The sequence below is a fragment of the Streptomyces torulosus genome, assembly GCF_001419765.1.
Classification (GTDB): domain Bacteria; phylum Actinomycetota; class Actinomycetes; order Streptomycetales; family Streptomycetaceae; genus Streptomyces; species Streptomyces torulosus.
On the sequence record NZ_LIRK01000023.1, the window covers coordinates 1 to 15,704 of the forward strand.

The following is a 15,704-nucleotide window of genomic DNA, read 5'->3' on the forward strand; positions in this document are numbered from 1 at the left end:
CGACTCATACCGAACCAACGATGAATCTCCGACTCAGGTCACTAGGCGAGGACTGAGGCGCTGAGCCGCGGACAACGGACACGACAACTGAACAGTTGACGTGGGGGTTCGCCGTGAGTTGGGTGTGGACACACCGGTGGCTGCTTTTGGGCAGCGACCGGCAAGGGCACAGGGTAGAGGCCGGTGTACTACTGCGGAGTGGCGGCGAGTTGGCCGCATTGTCTGTCCACAGCCCTGTGGCAGTTCGGTCAGATGCCGTGCCACGGCTGACTGGTGCTGGCATGGCTACCGGCTTGGGGGTGTGCGGTCCAGATCAACGCACGGACCCGCCCGACCCGGCGACAGCCACCGGCCGCCTTCCCGACCCCGGCGATGAGGCATCGTTCGCGACCTGGGAGTCCGGACCTTAGCCCACTCTTGCTGAGCCCTCCGCAGCCCGGCTAGGGCGTCGTCACCGCATGTGACGAGGGCGCCCGCGACGCCGCCAAGGCTGTCGTGCGCCGCGTGGGTGAGTATCGAACGGATGCGGCGCTTCCCCAGCTTGGTCGAGGCGAACTGGACCAACTGCATTGGGTCGGGTTCGTTGTCCACGCCTGCAGCGCATCGCTCGGGCAGCCCTGGTTCGAACCACAGCTCCAGCGTTGATGGGCGCGGTCACCGCCCGCTGCAACTCGTCAGCCAAGGGCGCGAGGACTGCATGGCGTCGCTGACGACGTTGGACGCGCCGGCGTCACCAGCCTGTCAAGGGGGCCGGGCCGCGGCGTGCGGTTCCTCGCGCATTGGTCGCGCCGTCCCTTCTGCCAGGGCAGGGCATCCGGCTCGGCGCACGCCTACTACTCGAGTTGGTCGATGAAACGACGTGCCCTGCGCTCGTGGCGCAAGCGAGGATCCCAACGCGCACCTCGGCGAGCGCACCGCTCTCCAGGAGCCTGCCCAGTTCCTCGGCCTTGGCGAGTCTGTGGACCTCGCCGAGCCCGGCTCCACGACACCGGTCAGCGCCCAGGCGAGCACGGCCGTCGGCCGGCCGTTCCCCCCAGGGACTCTGCGCAACACGGACACGTTCACGTCCCAGCGCGGTCGACGTCTGCTTGAAACCGCTCCGAGGCCGACCATGGATGCTCGCAGTTACCGGTTCCTCCTGGGACCCGCCCGATGGGGATTCACATTCTGTGAATCGCTGTCGGACAGGACAGAATGTTCCCCATGCCACGTCACGCCCGAAGAACCCCCAACCCAACGAAGCCCCTGCTCAGAACACCGAACCGGATCGGTTCCCTCGATGCCGCGGCAGTCGTCGGACAACTTCGTCAGCTCCACGAAGATGCTGAGGACAAAGACGTTGAGCGGATGCCGGACGACAAAGAGCTGTTCCAGGCCCTGCTCTATCTGGAAGCGCGCGTAGGCGCTCTGCGGGACAAAAAGGCGCAGCGCGTGGCCGCGATTGAACGGGTGCGGCTGTGGGAGTACCTGCGGGAACAGGTCGATCTCCACCAGTCACGGGCTATCGCTGATGCCCGAGCTGCCGATGTCCAGTGGAGGGACTTGGCGCCGGCGCTCGCGGTCAACACCTCCAGCGCGGCCTACAACAAGGCTGCACGTCTGAAGGCCGCTTCGCTGAGCGACGCCTCACTCGGTGATCGACCGGTGCGACGAACTCCGGAGGCCGTCGCGGAAGTAGAGAGGCAACTTGCTGCCCGCGCTGCTGCCGAGCGCCAGGCGCAGCGCGAAGCCACCCGTCGGCATGCGCTGCTCGCGCCCGTAGCTCAGCGCCTCCTCGACCACCGTGAGGACCTGAGCGACGACGATGAAGTCGTCTACTGGCTGGACGAGATCGCAGAGGTACTCCCCCACTGTGAGACGCCTACGCAGAGAGTTGGCCTCAGCACGTACATGCAGGCCGTCATCCGAGAGCTAAAGCGTGTAGAGGCGCGTGCAGGGAAGCAAGCCGCCACCACTGATGCTGCGCGTCTTGCCTACGCCGCAGCTAGAGAATTGTTCACCTGACGGTCGTGGCCCGCTGTGAGGTCTGTGTCTCGGCGTGAGGTCCGACAGGCCGCCTTCGCTGCGCAAGCAGAGGTACTCGAGGCCGCACGTCGGCTCACTCTTCGGGAGGCGGCTGAACTGGAAAGCGCCACAAGCCGCTCAGTAACGACACGTGCTTCTCGTCCCTATCGCTGTCCGGCTCCTTGAGCGATGGGATGGGCCGTTGTCGGGCGTGGACGCCGGGTGCTGGTTCGACGAGATCGCGGCGCTTCTGCTCAGCGGCTTTACTCAGCCACAGATGCTCTATCGCCACCGTTACTTGAACGCCGTCGTGTCTGCGTTGCGTGAGACCGAGCGGCACACAACCCCCTCTGTCGTAACTACGAGAGGTACAAAGCCGCTAGCCGCAGGTGCGGCCTTCCTTGTGCGCTGAGGCCGCCGGGAGCCGGGGATTCTGCCTGGCAGGGGCGTGTATGCCATTTGTTGATTCTTTCTTGTGCCCATCGGCAAGCGCCAGCGATCGCGGCGGCGCCTGATGCGGGCAGCCGCAGACAGATGGGCCTGCTGCGGGGACAGCCGGCGTATTGCCCCATGGCCGACGCTTGGGTCACGGGTGCAAGGTCGATCTGCTCTCCCCACCTGCCGCCCCATCGGTTGTAGCTGCTCTCGTCCTTCGGGCTGATCGATTTCACTGGACGCCAGCCATCAACTGCTCATCACAGCCTCGTGGTGGGTTCCGCTATTACGCCGTAATAGCTGAGCTGGCGAACCCGGCTGCGGAGCCGCAGGACCGTGCTTGCAGCTGCGACTGCGGCTCCCCCGACGGGCCCAGCTATTACGCCGTAATAGGTCTTGCCGTGAGCCCGTTCGACTCGCAGCCCATGTGGACAGGCCCGGAGCAGCGGTATCGACCGCCCGGCTGGGCCCGCATGGCGCTAGACGCGCCGCCGGTCCGGCGCCGAGTGCAACCTGACCGGGCTGGACCTGCTGCCGCACGCTCGGCTGGAGAATGCAGGCTTCCTCCCACAAGGCCACCGAGCGGGACGAGGCGAAGTCGCCGCCTGAAGGACGAGCAGTGACCCGTCACGCTCAGGCCCCACATACCGACCAACCGCGCCAGGGGGTCGTCCGAGGTGAAGCAGCCGAGGACCAGCCTGAGCGACGCCTCGGGCCAGGCGGAGACAAGTCGAGGAGATCGAGTTTCAGAGTGTCCCCGTCGTCATTGCGATCACTGAGCCTTGCCAGCAGCAGGGCGGGCATGGCCGCCGCACCGCAGGCACAGCCAGGACATGGGCGATCCGGTCCCCCACAAAGGAGTCGTCCGCGTCGACGTGACGGGCGAGTCGACCCTCCAGCTCCGGTCGCAGGGAGGCCGCTGCTGGTGTCCGCAGTCGTTCCACCAACCAGACGGTGTGCTCCGAGCCCGCGCTCAGCGTTCGCAGCAAGCCGCGCTTCCAACGAGCTCAACGCACGCCACAGTGCCGAGCGCTCCGTCGCCCCGCCCCCTGACACACCATGCCTCGTCACTCCGCTCGCCCTACGAGCGTGTGGTGTCACCGCCCCAACACCGGGCGCGCGGCTACCGGCGCAGGCGCAATGACGGCCGTCCTACGCTGCGTGAACTCCAGACCCAGACGGAGCGCAAACCCGAGCCGTAGCCTCAGCCGTAAAGACCTCTGGGCACGTATCGAGTCACGATCAATCAGCCCTGATCCCTCCTCCTTTATAGGGTGACCGGATGACGCAACCGCTCCCGTCCCTGACCACTGAGGCGGCAGCACTGTCCGTCGCTGGAGCCGGGCTCCGCCGGTACAAGATGGGCCCAGCCCTGATCGGGGCGGGGGCGGACGCGACCGTCGTCATCGTCGAGTCTGGAGACAACCCGGGGGTCAGCGGTGTCCAAGACTCCACCGAGGTGCTCCTTCGCGGCGACGGGGTCCCGGCACTCGATTCACGGTTCGACTTCTGGGATGCGTTGCCCATTCACCTCTTCGCCCGCCTGGACCAGGGCTGCCTTCTCCTGGGTACCGCGCGCTGCAGGGGAAAGTCGTCGGCACCTGCCGACTTTGACCACGCCACATTGGAGCTCCACCAACCGCTGACCCGCGAGATGCTGGATGCGGTCCGACCCGTCCCGGTACCCGGGCCGGTACCGAAAGTGGACTGGGTTGACTACGTGGAAACGGATTCGATCCGGGCCCTAGAGTCCTTCGTCCTCGGCTGGTTTCCCACCGAGGAGGCGGATCCGGCCGGGACAGAGAGCGCGGCGGGTGAGCCGGACGACCTGCCAGAGGCGTTGGCCGCCTTCCACCGCCTGGGCCGCCTCCGCCCGGCCATCCACAGGTTCCGCAACCCGGTGCTGAAACAGCCCCGGCGCACCTCCGGGTCGCTCGGCGGTCGGCTGGTCTTTGCCATGGATGGCGAGCGCACCCGGGACTGGTCCATCCCATGGCCACCGCACGAACTGGGCGAAGCCGATCCCCGGGTATGGCTCACCGAAGACCCCTTCTTGGCGGACCCGGAGACGATCCTCGAAGAAGAACCGCTCAGCCGCTTTCTCATGCAGTACACCCTTAACGAGGCCATGAACGCCGCCGTCTACCAGGCAACGACCTACTCCATGCCGACGGCGCGCCTCGCCCCGTTGTGGAGCATGCTGCGCCCCGTGCCCCTGAGCCCCTTCCTGCCGACCTACACCGCCGAAGAGTTTTTCGTCGCCCCGGGACTGCTCACGACGATCAGCAGCGACGAAAACGAGGCCGTCGTGGCCTTCGCAGCGCTCCACCGCGCCACCTTGACGCCGCTGCTCGAACACGAGTTCCGCTGGTCGCGTTTCGACGGCTGACGCATGAGGCCCGTGAGCGGGGCGCATACCAGGTCGTAGTCAGGGGCCGCGCCGGGTGAAGTCTTTGATCCAGATCATCGAGGCGCGCAGGTGGAGGCCGACGAGGTAGCTGTCTGGGGTCTTGTCGTAGCGGGTGGCGACGCTTCGCCAGGCCTTCAGCTTGGTGATCAGGCGCTCGCCGGTGTTCCTCTTCTTGTAGAGGCCGGCGTCGTGGCTGGTTTTCGGGGATCACTGCCTTGGCGTGGCGTCTGCGCTGGTGGGCGCGGTTGCCGCGGGACGAATAGGTCTTGTAGGCGGCGACCACGTCCGGTCGGGTGCGGTGACGGCCGTCGGGGCCGCGGACCCGGATCTTTCCCAGCACGGGGATGAACTGCGGGCTGCTCGCGTCCTGGCTCGCGGTCAGCACGAACGCCAGCGGGCGGCACCTGCGGTCGGCGGCGAGGTGGATCTAATAGCTCAGCAGTGAGCCCGAGCATGGGAATGCAAGAGCTCACTGGGTGAGGTGGAAGCCTGCCGCCGTTCCGGGACTGCGATCCCTCGGTGTCAGACCGGCTCGCTTCACCACGCCGTCAGGCGGAGGCCCAAGGTGGATCCGGGGACACGATCCCTCCAGCAAGACCGCGCCCCGCCCGGCGGAACCCAGCCAGGTTTCATGTCCCCAGCCCGCAGTCAGGGGCCGACCTCTCAGTAGTTCGCGAGCCGCAGAGCTCTCCTGCAGACCGAGGTCCCGGCCGGTCGCTGGAGACACGAACGGCTCATGAGATGGCGTGCTCCGAGCACTTCTATTGGAGCGCCGCGTGCTCCGCACGGAGCTGACCAGCACGTTCACGCAGTGCCACGACGGGAGAACGAGATTGAGCAAGGTCTTCTGCGGCATCGACTGGGCCGAGAATCATCACGACATCGCCTTGGTCGATCAGGACGGCATCCAGCTGGCCAAGCTGCGCATCAGCGACGACAGTGCCGGATTCCACGCCCTGCTGGAGCTGCTCGCCCGCCACGGCGACAGCCCCGAAGCCCCGATACCGGTGGCCATCGAGACCCCGCGCGGCTGCTGGTCGCCAGCCTGCGCGCCACCGGCCGGAAGATTTACGCGATTAACCCCCTGGCCGCCGCGCGCTACCGCGACCGCAGTAGTGTCGCCCGCGCCAAATCGGACGCCGCAGACGCCCGTGTGCTGGCCAACATCCTGCGCACCGACATGGCCGCCCACCGACCCCTGCCCACCGACAGCGAACTCGCCCAGTCCGTCGCCGTCTTGGCCCGCGCCCACCAGGACGCCGTTTGGGACAAGACGCAGATGGTCAACCGGCTCCGCTCCCACCTGCGCGAGTACTACCCGGCCGCCCTGGCAGCCTTCCACGGCAGCGGCACCTTGGGCCTTGACTCCGCGCACGCCCGCGTGGTCCTCGCCGCGGCACCCACCCCGGCGACAGCGGCTCGGCTCACTCGCAGCCAACTACGCGCCCTGCTCAAGCGGGCCGGACGTCTCCGGCGGGGGATCGAGGCCGAGGACGAGCGCCTACGGGAGATCTTCCGCACGGACCACCTGCACCAGCTCCCGCAGGTCGAGCAGGCCATGGGCAAACAGACCCAAGCCCTCATCCAGCAGCTCGGCGCGGCCTGCCACAGCGCCGATGACCTCGCGGCGGCCACCGAAGAAGCGTTCCTCGCCCACCCGGACGCGGAGATCATCACCAGCTTCCCCGGCCTGTCGATCACGTCCGGAGCCCGCGTCCTGGCCGAGGTCGGCGACGATAGGGAACGGTTCGCGGATGCCCGGGCGTTGAAGGCATACGCCGGCGCGGCCCCCGTGACGCGCGCCTCCGGCCGTAGCCACGTTGTGGTCGCCAGAGCCGTCAAGAACCAGCGCCTGGCCTCCGTTGGCTACATGTGGGCTTTCGCCGCACTGCGGACACAGGAGCCCCGTGACCACTACGACCGCCGACGGGCCGGCGGCGAACGGCACACCGCAGCCCTGCGGAACCTGTTCAACAAGCTCCTGGGATGCCTCTACCACTGCCTCCAGAACGGCGCGGTCTACGACGCAGAGCGAGCCTTCATTCCGCCTGTCGCACTCGCGGCCTGACCTCGAGCTTGACCTTCAGCGACATGAGATGTCTTGCTGGTCGGCCCGCCCCCTGGGCGCCCAAGGAGGGCGGCCTTCACCCGGGCTTTTGCCGACGCCGGATACGTCGCCGCTCCTCCAGCTCGGGACCGCTCTTGGCGTCCTGCCGTTTTGTTCTTCGTGGTCTCACCTTTTGATCTGGCCTTCTCCGCCTCGGTGGCCTGCTCCCGAGCGGTGAGGATGTCCTCGCCCAGGTGCATCCCAGCAGCGTCGTGGTGAGGACGCGCGGTGGTGGAGTCGACGCTGACCAGGGACAGGTCCACCCCACCTCGCTTCGTGGCTGCGATCAGGCCCTCCAGCAGGGCGTCGAAGACGCCGGCATCCCGCCACTGCCGGAAGCGGTTGGAAACGGTCGGCCAGGCGCCGAACTCGGCCGGCATCTCCCGCCACTGACCACCGGTCTTGAACCGCCAGATCACGCCCTGGAACTGCTGCCGCAGCCGCTGGGGGTACAGGCCGTACGCACCGATTGGCAGGTACGGCTCGATGAACTCCTACTCCTTGTCCGTCAGTTGCACTAGGCCCCGCCGCGTGGACGTAACCCACAGGTTGATCACGACTCCATACGCGCCCTAGCGGCAGCCGCGGCTTTCCTTGTCCGCCGAGGCCACCGGGAGCCTGTAGGGGATCTTGCTTGGCAGGCAGGGCCGTACATGCGATCTGACAACCATCCGTGTTGCGCGCATCGGCAAGCGCCACGTCGGGCTCGGTGGCCCTGCGCGGGAACAGCAGCAGATTGTGGCGCTGACCGACCCGTCGATGCCCGGCAGCGTCCATGGACGCCGGAGTCGCCCACTTGGAGTGGGGGTGCACGACGGGCCCTTCCGGAGTGTCGGCGGCTGCCTGAGCAGGATGATGGCCCGTCGTGTGATCGCCGGTCTATTACGTCGTAATAGGCGCCGTGCCCTGGCGGTGCTACGAGCGGAGCTATTACGCCGTAATAGGCCCGTCGGATGGGCCAGCCTCTCTGACGCTCCACCAAGTCAGCTCAACTAACGTGTCGATGCAGCAAAGGATCAAGGACGTTAGTAAGGTGTCCCCATGACTTCGCCAGCCACCTCCAGCGACCGCGAGAAGGTCGTCTCCAAGCTGCCGGGATGGCTCCGGCAGAGCCTCAAGATCAGAGCCGCTCAGCACGGCATTGAGATCCAAGCCGCCGTCGAGCAGGGCATCAGGGACTGGTGCAGCCTCGCCTCCGCCACGGCGAACATCGACACTTCCGGCGCCGACTCCTTCTCGACGTTTCTGCCCCCCGGCCAGTGGGACGAGTTCCGTCAGGTCACCACTGACCGCCGGGTGTCCCTGATTCAGGGTCTCGCCCAGTCCATCCAGCTGTGGCTTGACGCCAACCCCGCGCCAGACGTCGAGCGCCCTGAGATCACCCGCCGTATCGTCGTCTGCAACCAGAAAGGCGGCGTCGGCAAGACCGCCATCACCGCCGGTCTCGGTGAAGCCCTCGCCGAGGACCCCAACCGTCTCCACGCCGTCCAGGTGGCCAAGGCCCTTGCCAAGGCATTGCGGGCAAGCGAGACGCAATCCGAAGACACGCTCACCGGCGACCCGCTCGACATCGAGAACCTGCCCGGGCTCGGTCTGCGCGTCCTCCTCGTCGACTTCGACCCCCAATGCCACCTCACCAACCAGCTGGGCGCCGAACCCCTGCCGATGGACGGCGACAGCCTCACCAACCACATGGCAGGCACCCCCAAGGGCGACGTGCGGGACCTCATCGTCTCCGTCGACGACGAAACCTTCGGCGGCCGCCTGCACCTCCTGCCCGCCTGCAACGACGCATTCCTCCTCGACGTGCGCCTGTCCGCCGTGCGCGCCCGGGAGGCCGCGCTGGAACGCGCCCTCGCCCCGCTCGAAGGCGACTACGACGTCATCGTCATCGACTGCCCACCCAGCCTCGGCCTGAGCATGGACGCCGCCGCCTACTACGGCCGCCGCCGCGATGGCGAGAGGCCGGGCCAATCAGGTGCCCTGATCGTTGTGCAGGCCGAGGACAGCTCCGCCGACGCCTACGAACTGCTCACCAGTCAGATCGACGACCTGCGCGGGGACCTCCAGGTCGACATCGACTACCTGGGCATCGTCGTCAACCTCTACGACTCCCGCCGCGGCTACATCGCCACCTCCTCGCTCCAGGGGTGGGTCGACATAAAGGATCCCCGCGTCGTCGGACTCATCGGTGATCTCAAGGAACAGAAGGAAGCAGTCCGGATGAAGCAGCCCCTGCTGTCTTATGCCCCCAAGTCTCAGCAGGCGATCGGCATGCGCGCCCTTGCGAGGGAGATCGCATGAGCAAGGCCAACCAGCTGGGAGCCGGCCGCTTCGGCGGGGGAGTGCGCCCTGTCAGCGCCCGCCGCCAGGCAGTGGCCGCCGCCACCGGTGTACCCACCGACGGCGTAGCCCCGCCCACCGAACTCGACCCGCACCGCGTCAGCCTCAACCCGGACAACCCCCGCTCCAAGCTCGGCGACCTCACCGACCTCGCTGGCAGTCTCCGAACCCACGGACAGAAGCAGGCCATCACGGTCATGAACCGCGACGCCTACATTCAGGCCAACCCAGAGCGCGAAGCGGATCTCGAACCCGACACCACCCACGTCGTCATCGACGGCAGCAGCCGCCTCGCCGCGGCCCGCGAAGCGCAACTCGCCACCATCAAGGTCATGGTCAGTGATGACCAGGGCGCCACTTCGGAGGAACTCCTCGAATCCGCCCTCGTCGCCAACATCCACCGCCAGGCCCTGGAAGAACTCGACGAAGCACGCGCCCTTGAACGTCTCCTCGTCATCCACGGCAGCCAGACCGCGCTGGCCAAGAGGCTCCACCGCTCTCAGGGCTGGGTGTCCCAGCGCCTTGCGCTGCTCAACCTCACACCGGAACTGCAGGCCCGGATCGGCGAAGAGCCCATCGACCTGCTGCGTGCCGTGGGCAACAAGCCGCCTACGGAGCAGGAGACAGCCCTCGAACAGCTGAAAGAGGAACGGGCTCGCAAGGAAGAAGCCAAGCGGGAACGAGGCCGTAAGAGGCCGCCAAGTGACGAGGCACAGCCCGCTCAGGAAACGGCGCAGCCCGAGGGCTATTACGGCGTAATAGTGGACGCCGAGAAGGACGGTGTGTCCGGCCCCGCCACTCAGCCCGAAGCGGACGCCCACACTCCAGCGCTCAACCAGGCAGTACCGGAGCCGCGAGCACGCCAGCAGCACGAAGAAGCGACCCAACGGGCCACGCCTGACAACGCGTCGCACGAGACCAGTGCCGTTGACCCTGGGAATGGCAATCAGAGCGCCGCAGTGGCAGGCATGTCCGGTGACCGCCAGCCGAAGCGGTTCCCTTACGAGGACGGTGTGTTCGCGGCTCAGCTCCTCATCCACAAGATGCCGCCCGATGAGCTCGACCGGATGCTTGAACTGCTGATCAAGCACCGGGACGGCCAGGACGTCCGAGTCGGCTGACTTCACTCTCAGGACAACGGGCAGCCACGCAAACGAGGGCCAGCTCTCTCCCGAGGAACTGGCCCTCTTGTAGTGGCTGTTGTGAAACGAATGTCTCAAGGCCGGTAGCCGCCACGGTCGTGTGTCTCAGGAAGGCCTGTTCGCGTTGCGTTCAGGTGGGCTGTGCAGCAATTCGTCACGCCGGTCACGGTGCGGCTCGACGACCTGGACAATCTGCGCGGTGCTGAACTGCACCGTTGGCGATCTGCTCCAGGCCGAGCCCTTGGAGGCTGCTGCAGGAGAGAGCGAGGCACTGCCGAAGGCCGTGGGAGCTGCAGGCTTTGGCGGCTCGGGCGGAGGTCCTGTACGGCCGACGACTCGTCGGCAGAGCAGCCGTCGCTCACTGCCGCCGAACTGACGGATGGCAGGCCGTGCTCGGCATGGGGGCGGCCATCGGCGCGGTCCTCGCCGCCTACAGGTGGGTCATCACCTGGGCCGTCTACTGTCACACCCGGACGCCGAGCAGCTCCTGCTCAGGGTGCTGGGTCTGACCCTGATCGTTGCGGCGCTGGCCGAAGTCGTCCATGCCTCCGCGGCTGTCGGGGCCTTCCTCGTCGGGCTGTGCCTGACGGGCGAGAGCGCCCACCGGGCCCGGGCCGTGCTCAGCCCGCTGCGGGATCTGTTCGCGGCGGTCTTCTTCCTCGGCATCGGACTGTCGGTCGATCCGGAGGAACTCGTGCCGCTGCTGCCTGCTGCCTGCCGCCTGCGCTCTTGCCGCGGTCACGGCCGCGACGAAACTGGTCAGCGGCCAGTACGCGGCATCACGGGACGGCGTGGGGCGCCTCGGCCAGCTGCGGGCGGGCACGGCGCTGATCGCCCGTGGCGAGTTCTCCCTCGTCATCATCGGGCTGGTCGGCACGATGCATGACGACCTCGCTCCTTTGGTCACCGCCTACGTCTTCGTCCTCGCCATCGGCGGGCCGCTCCTGACCCACCTGGCAGGGACCGCGCCGCGCTTGCCCGCTGGAGCGGAAAGTGACCGAGTTGAGGGCGGTTCTTGGCTGGGGATCTTGGACACACGAGGCACTGGATCTTGAGGATCTGAAAACGGACATCTCGTGGTCATGACGCACTACCGCCAGAGTGATGACGGCCCCGACCTCACGCTGGCCCAGTGCGCCGCGATCCTGCCCCTGCCTCAGGAGATCGTCGACCAGCCTCAAGGCGGGAGCACTGACCCGCTTCTCCAACGGCACATAGGCGATGCCTGCCAGTTGGTGGTCGTCTTGCAGCTCTGTATCGAGAAGGACGTCAACCTTCTCTTCGGCTGGCATTGGCGGGCGTTGAGGTGGGCGAGCGCTGTGTAGCTGGCAGGGAGTGGGCGGATCAGCACCTCGCCCTTGCGCTGCCGCTCTCCGCGCCTACGGGTCGGTACATCGTCGGCCCTTGGGGGGCCTTCGATGCACCGACGGGGCCTCCAGGTGATTGGGCGGCTGCGGCTGGCTGGTTGGTGTTATGGGCAGCGTGGCTGGGGCTGGTGGGGGTTGATGGAGGCACACGTGGCGGATACTCCGTCGGCTGCGGTCGCGTCGTGGCGTGCTTTCGTGGGCTGGGGATGGGGGAGGGAGCGAGACATTTTGCCGATCAGTGGGCGCTGGTACGGAGGGGAGCGCCCCGCAGGAAGGTGCTCGGCAATTGCCGTGCGCGACTGCCTTCCAGGGCCCGGTGCGTTACTGGGGGACCGTCGCAGGTGACAGCTTGTCCTACTGCTAGAGAGGGCGCAGGCGTTGAGAGCGCGCTGACCTGCAGAAACGCCCTTCTCGGTCCAGATCCGGCGATCTGGCACCCAGTCCCCAGCATCGTGCACCCGGTTTCTGAGGGCGGGGCAGTCGGTGCGTGGAGCCCGAGTGCCCATGTCCTGAGAACCGTGACCACGGTTGCAGGATCCGACCAGATTGACGTCAGGTTCATCAGTAGATGTTCTGTCCAGGCTGGGAGGACGCAGTGATGGATCGGCGTTAGGTTGAGCGACACGCCCTGGAGGCAGAGTTCATGAACTCCGCGCTCATGTACGTTAAGTTCATCTAGTCGGCCTGAGGGCCGCGGCTCATGCACGTCGAGGCAATGCCCAGCTATGGAGGGCCCGTTGGGAGCGGTACGCAGACTCGTCGATGCGGACACGGGCGAGGCCATCCCCTATGCGCCCTATGCCTTCTCTGGCGAGCACATCCAGGTCGACAAGGCGAGAGTCGCAGCGATCACTGAGAGCAAGGAATTCACCCCGAGCCAGAAGTACCTGGTGCTGTGGTGGATCGGCGTCTCTCCCCAGGGCATGGCGCCGTTGAGGGCAACCGGCGCGGACATCGCCAAGAAGGTCGGGATGACCGCCGATGCTGTCGGCAAGATCAACCGGAAACTGCTCAAGCGGCGCATCCTGATCGAGCGCGGCCGGATCGGCAACTACAGGCTCTACCGGATCAGCCCGTACATTGCCTTTCACGGGACCGGCATCGAGCAACGGGAAGCGATCAAGACGTGCAACCCGCCGGACATCCCCGGCTTCGACAACACGTCCACTTCGTGGTGGGAGGCCCAGTGAACAACGACGACAAGCGAAAGCTCCTGGACGTCCTCCATCGCACCGCTGGCATGACCGCCAACCAGCGCCTGGTCGTCATGCTCTACGCGATGCACCCCACCGACCGCGCCGGCACCGTCGTCGACACCGGCGCCAACCTCGCCAAGCTCGTCGGCATGTCCCCGACAGTCTTTTCCCGCACCCGGCGCCAGGTCGTGGAGGCCGGATGGCTCGAGGAATCCGAACGCCTCGCACACATCAGCTACTACCGGCTCAGCGAGAAGAGCACCGGCGAGGACGTTGTCGTTCCTCTGCGCCGCGCAACCTGAACGGTTCCAAGAACCAGAACTCATGTACGTGAGGTCAATGANNTCATTGACCTCACGTACATGACGTCCTTGGCACCTATCGCGTATGGACGAGGGCAACCGGATGCCCCGGGCCAGAGCATTCGCGGTCAACGGCCGACTTCGAGGCCCGCCTTGGAGGTCTGGGAGGACGAGGCTACGTCGGACACCGTGTCTGGGGTAGCCCACAGTCCAACGGCCGCTCTTTCTGTTCTGGCAGGCCACCGCTGCACCCGCTCCCAACGCTTCCCGCGGCTGCACGCCCGTCCTGGCGAATAAGACGGAGCACATGCTCGACAACCGCTGCCAGGCGCTCACAGCCGCAGTGCACGGCATCACCATCGCAGTATGGATGAACACCCTGCCCCCGCTTCAGCCGCAGCGAGCCCTGGTACGAGATCGGCGTCGGCGATCCGGTCCGGCGCCGCGAGCGCTACCTGGAGCCCAGCAGAGCGCTGAAAGGGGCGTCGGCAGGGCCAGGGGGCCGACGGCTTCCTCCTTCACACGTGGAGGATGCGGTTTAGCGGTGTGGCGGGGGAGTGGGCGTTGCTCGGCCTGCGGTGGGTGCCTCACTCTGGTTTGATCACGAGGGGTGGGGTGGGGGGCGTGTGGTGAGGCCCATGCTGTGGGCGATTTGTGTGCTGGGTGAGGCCTGCTGTGCTGTGTTGGCTGCTCTTCAGGGTGGCCGTTTCCGCGGCCGCTGAGGGCCAGGCGGTCAGCATGTAGCGCTCGATCGGGTCGGAGTCGGTGCCGTCGGGGTTGGTGTTGCGGCCGTGTGCGTGGACGCGGATGCGGTACCAGCCGGGGCCGGCACTGGCGAGGCCGGGCAGGTCTTCGGCGGGGCCGAGGTCGAGGGACTCGACGAGCAGCTGGCCCGATTGGCACAGCACGCTGATCTCGACGATTTCCTCCCAGGGCGCGTGGTCGTCCGTCTGGGGCGGGGTGTTGTCGGATGGCTGCGGCTGCAGAGGGCTCCGGGCATTCGGTGGGGTGGCGGAAGGGCGGCCCAGGCTCGGGTAGGCGCCTTGTCTTGGAGCGGAGCGCCCCGTGCTGCGCTCCTGCTCCGTTGACATGCAATGCCCATGCAAGAGGTGTGTACGCCTGGGTGATGTCACGTCCTGAACCGGTTCCGATCACTTCTGGCCACACTTAGACTTCACTCTGCGGCGGAGTTTGACGCACATGCCTCTCTTGTCCCATTCGATCAATTTGCCGGGAGGGTGCGCATTCACTTGTGGTGTGAGTCGCACATTGAGGGCGAAGGTGCATACCGCAGGGAGTCCTGGGGATACGGGAGCGCTTTCTCATTTCACCGTCGGCGCAAGATGGCCGATTCCTTGATCGGCCGTGTGACGCCTCGTTGCTCCGTCCCCTACGGTTTCGGGACGGCAATCGAAGCGCGGGGAGGATCAATTGCCAGAAAACCCGGTGAAGCGCATGCAAGGGCTCGCGATGGAGGAAATTGCGAACGAATTCGGAACCCCTCTGTTCGTATATGACGCTCAGGTCCTCGCAGGACAGTTACAGAAAATCTCCAAAGCCTTACCCGTCGGCGTGGACGTCTTCTACTCGCTGAAAGCGAATCCGAATATCAGCGTGTGTGGTTTTCTCGGCAGCCGGGGCGCAGGGGCGGAGGTCTCGTCGCACACGGAACTCCTCACCGCCCTCAGGGCGGGAGTGGACCCGGCCGACATCATCTTCCTCGGGCCGGGCAAGAGCAGGGTCGACCTCGAGGCCTGTGTCTCGGCCGGTATCCATGCCGTGGTCTGCGAATCGCTCGCTGAACTCCAACTCCTGGACGACGTGGCGGCTGCCCGGGGGGCGGGCCGGTTCCCTGCTGTGCTGCGGGTCAACCCGAGCTTCCTCAGCAAGGGGTCCGGGCTGTCGATGGGAGGCAAGCCGCGCCAGTTCGGCATCGACGAGCAGGAGGTCCGTGGCGCAGGGGCCCTGCTCCGCTCCCTGGAACACGTCGAGGTCAAGGGATTCCACGCCTACATGGGAACCCGATTCCTTGACCACAAAGATGTCGTGGCGAACACACTCAACATCTTGGCGATGGCAGAAGACCTCGCCACGCAACTGGACATAGAGCTCTCCGTCGTGGACTTCGGGGGAGGCCTCGGGGTGGCCTACTTCGAGAACGAGTCGGAGCTCGACACGACGGAACTCGGAAACAGCCTGGAAGGCCCGGTCGGTGATTTCCGTGCGCGCCACCCGGGCTGCAGGCTCATCATGGAGCTCGGGCGATTCCTCACAGCTGATGCTGGCACCTACGTGACACGGGCCGTCTACGTGAAAGAATCGATGGGTGAACTGTTCGTAGTAGCAGACGGCGGCACCAATCACCACATGGCAGCAGTATTGATCCGAAACGGTAAGC

General features: G+C 66.4%; 11 protein-coding genes and 4 pseudogenes. 10 read left to right on the forward strand and 5 right to left on the reverse strand.

From position 1 onward, the window contains the following. Positions 1-285: 285 nt before the first annotated feature. Complete coding sequence (locus tag AOK23_RS51815; RefSeq protein WP_420823683.1) at positions 286-639, reverse strand: nSTAND1 domain-containing NTPase; 354 nt, start codon at positions 637-639, stop codon at positions 286-288. 564 nt (positions 640-1,203) lie between these two features. On the opposite strand from AOK23_RS51815, the gene AOK23_RS44320 reads away from it, so the two are divergent. Together AOK23_RS44320 and AOK23_RS02440 are read left to right on the forward strand one after the other, a co-directional pair. After that, on the forward strand, positions 1,204-2,004 hold the full coding sequence (locus AOK23_RS44320) for a hypothetical protein (protein ID WP_240496219.1): 801 nt from the start codon (positions 1,204-1,206) through the stop codon (positions 2,002-2,004). A 1,717-nt stretch (positions 2,005-3,721) separates the two neighbouring features. After that, positions 3,722-4,828 carry a hypothetical protein gene (locus AOK23_RS02440; protein ID WP_055711089.1) on the forward strand — a complete coding sequence of 369 codons (1,107 nt, stop codon included), beginning with the start codon at positions 3,722-3,724 and terminating at the stop codon, positions 4,826-4,828. A 39-nt stretch (positions 4,829-4,867) separates the two neighbouring features. On the opposite strand, the pseudogene AOK23_RS44325 reads toward AOK23_RS02440, so the two are convergent. Together AOK23_RS44325 and AOK23_RS49280 are read right to left on the reverse strand one after the other, a co-directional pair. Further along, positions 4,868-5,276: pseudogene (locus AOK23_RS44325) on the reverse strand (transposase family protein); the annotation flags it as partial. A 334-nt stretch (positions 5,277-5,610) separates the two neighbouring features. Further along, positions 5,611-5,829: a hypothetical protein gene (locus AOK23_RS49280; protein WP_240496220.1), complete on the reverse strand. Its 219-nt coding sequence runs from the start codon at positions 5,827-5,829 to the stop codon at positions 5,611-5,613. Here AOK23_RS49280 and AOK23_RS02445 point away from each other — a divergent pair. Then, positions 5,731-6,917: pseudogene (locus AOK23_RS02445) on the forward strand (IS110 family RNA-guided transposase). The gene AOK23_RS49280 and the pseudogene AOK23_RS02445 sit on opposite strands and share 99 nt — an antisense overlap. On the opposite strand, the pseudogene AOK23_RS44330 reads toward AOK23_RS02445, so the two are convergent. Continuing rightward, positions 6,878-7,444 (reverse strand): annotated as a pseudogene (locus AOK23_RS44330) (transposase); the annotation flags it as partial. The pseudogenes AOK23_RS02445 and AOK23_RS44330 sit on opposite strands and share 40 nt — an antisense overlap. A gap of 553 nt (positions 7,445-7,997) precedes the next feature. Here AOK23_RS44330 and AOK23_RS02450 point away from each other — a divergent pair. The 6 genes and pseudogenes from AOK23_RS02450 (at position 7,998) to AOK23_RS02475 (ending at position 13,306) form a co-directional block, all read left to right on the forward strand. Next, complete coding sequence (locus tag AOK23_RS02450) at positions 7,998-9,260, forward strand: ParA family protein (protein WP_055711090.1); 1,263 nt, start codon at positions 7,998-8,000, stop codon at positions 9,258-9,260. Continuing rightward, positions 9,257-10,420: a ParB/RepB/Spo0J family partition protein gene (locus AOK23_RS02455; RefSeq protein ID WP_079049236.1), complete on the forward strand. Its 1,164-nt coding sequence runs from the start codon at positions 9,257-9,259 to the stop codon at positions 10,418-10,420. The genes AOK23_RS02450 and AOK23_RS02455 overlap by 4 nt, the downstream gene beginning before the upstream one ends. Before the next feature lie 400 nt (positions 10,421-10,820). Next, a pseudogene (locus tag AOK23_RS49290) lies at positions 10,821-11,075 on the forward strand (cation:proton antiporter domain-containing protein); the annotation flags it as partial. Between the two features lie 448 nt (positions 11,076-11,523). Beyond that, a complete protein-coding gene (locus tag AOK23_RS02465; RefSeq protein WP_055711097.1) occupies positions 11,524-11,766 on the forward strand; it encodes a hypothetical protein in 243 nt (80 codons plus the stop codon). Between the two features lie 779 nt (positions 11,767-12,545). After that, a complete protein-coding gene (locus AOK23_RS02470) occupies positions 12,546-12,998 on the forward strand; it encodes a MarR family transcriptional regulator (protein ID WP_055711092.1) in 453 nt (150 codons plus the stop codon). After that, positions 12,995-13,306 (forward strand): hypothetical protein, encoded by a 312-nt coding sequence (locus AOK23_RS02475; RefSeq protein WP_055711093.1) that lies wholly within the window; start codon positions 12,995-12,997, stop codon positions 13,304-13,306. Before AOK23_RS02470 ends, AOK23_RS02475 begins: the two co-directional genes overlap by 4 nt. Before the next feature lie 587 nt (positions 13,307-13,893). Here the strand turns inward: AOK23_RS02475 and AOK23_RS47615 are convergent. Continuing rightward, entirely contained in the window at positions 13,894-14,397 is a 504-nt protein-coding gene (locus tag AOK23_RS47615; RefSeq protein ID WP_157877916.1) for a hypothetical protein, read from the reverse strand. A 364-nt stretch (positions 14,398-14,761) separates the two neighbouring features. Between AOK23_RS47615 and AOK23_RS02485 the strand changes: the two genes are divergently transcribed. Continuing rightward, a partial coding sequence (locus tag AOK23_RS02485; RefSeq protein ID WP_055711095.1) for a type III PLP-dependent enzyme domain-containing protein occupies positions 14,762-15,704 on the forward strand: 943 nt, incomplete at its 3' end.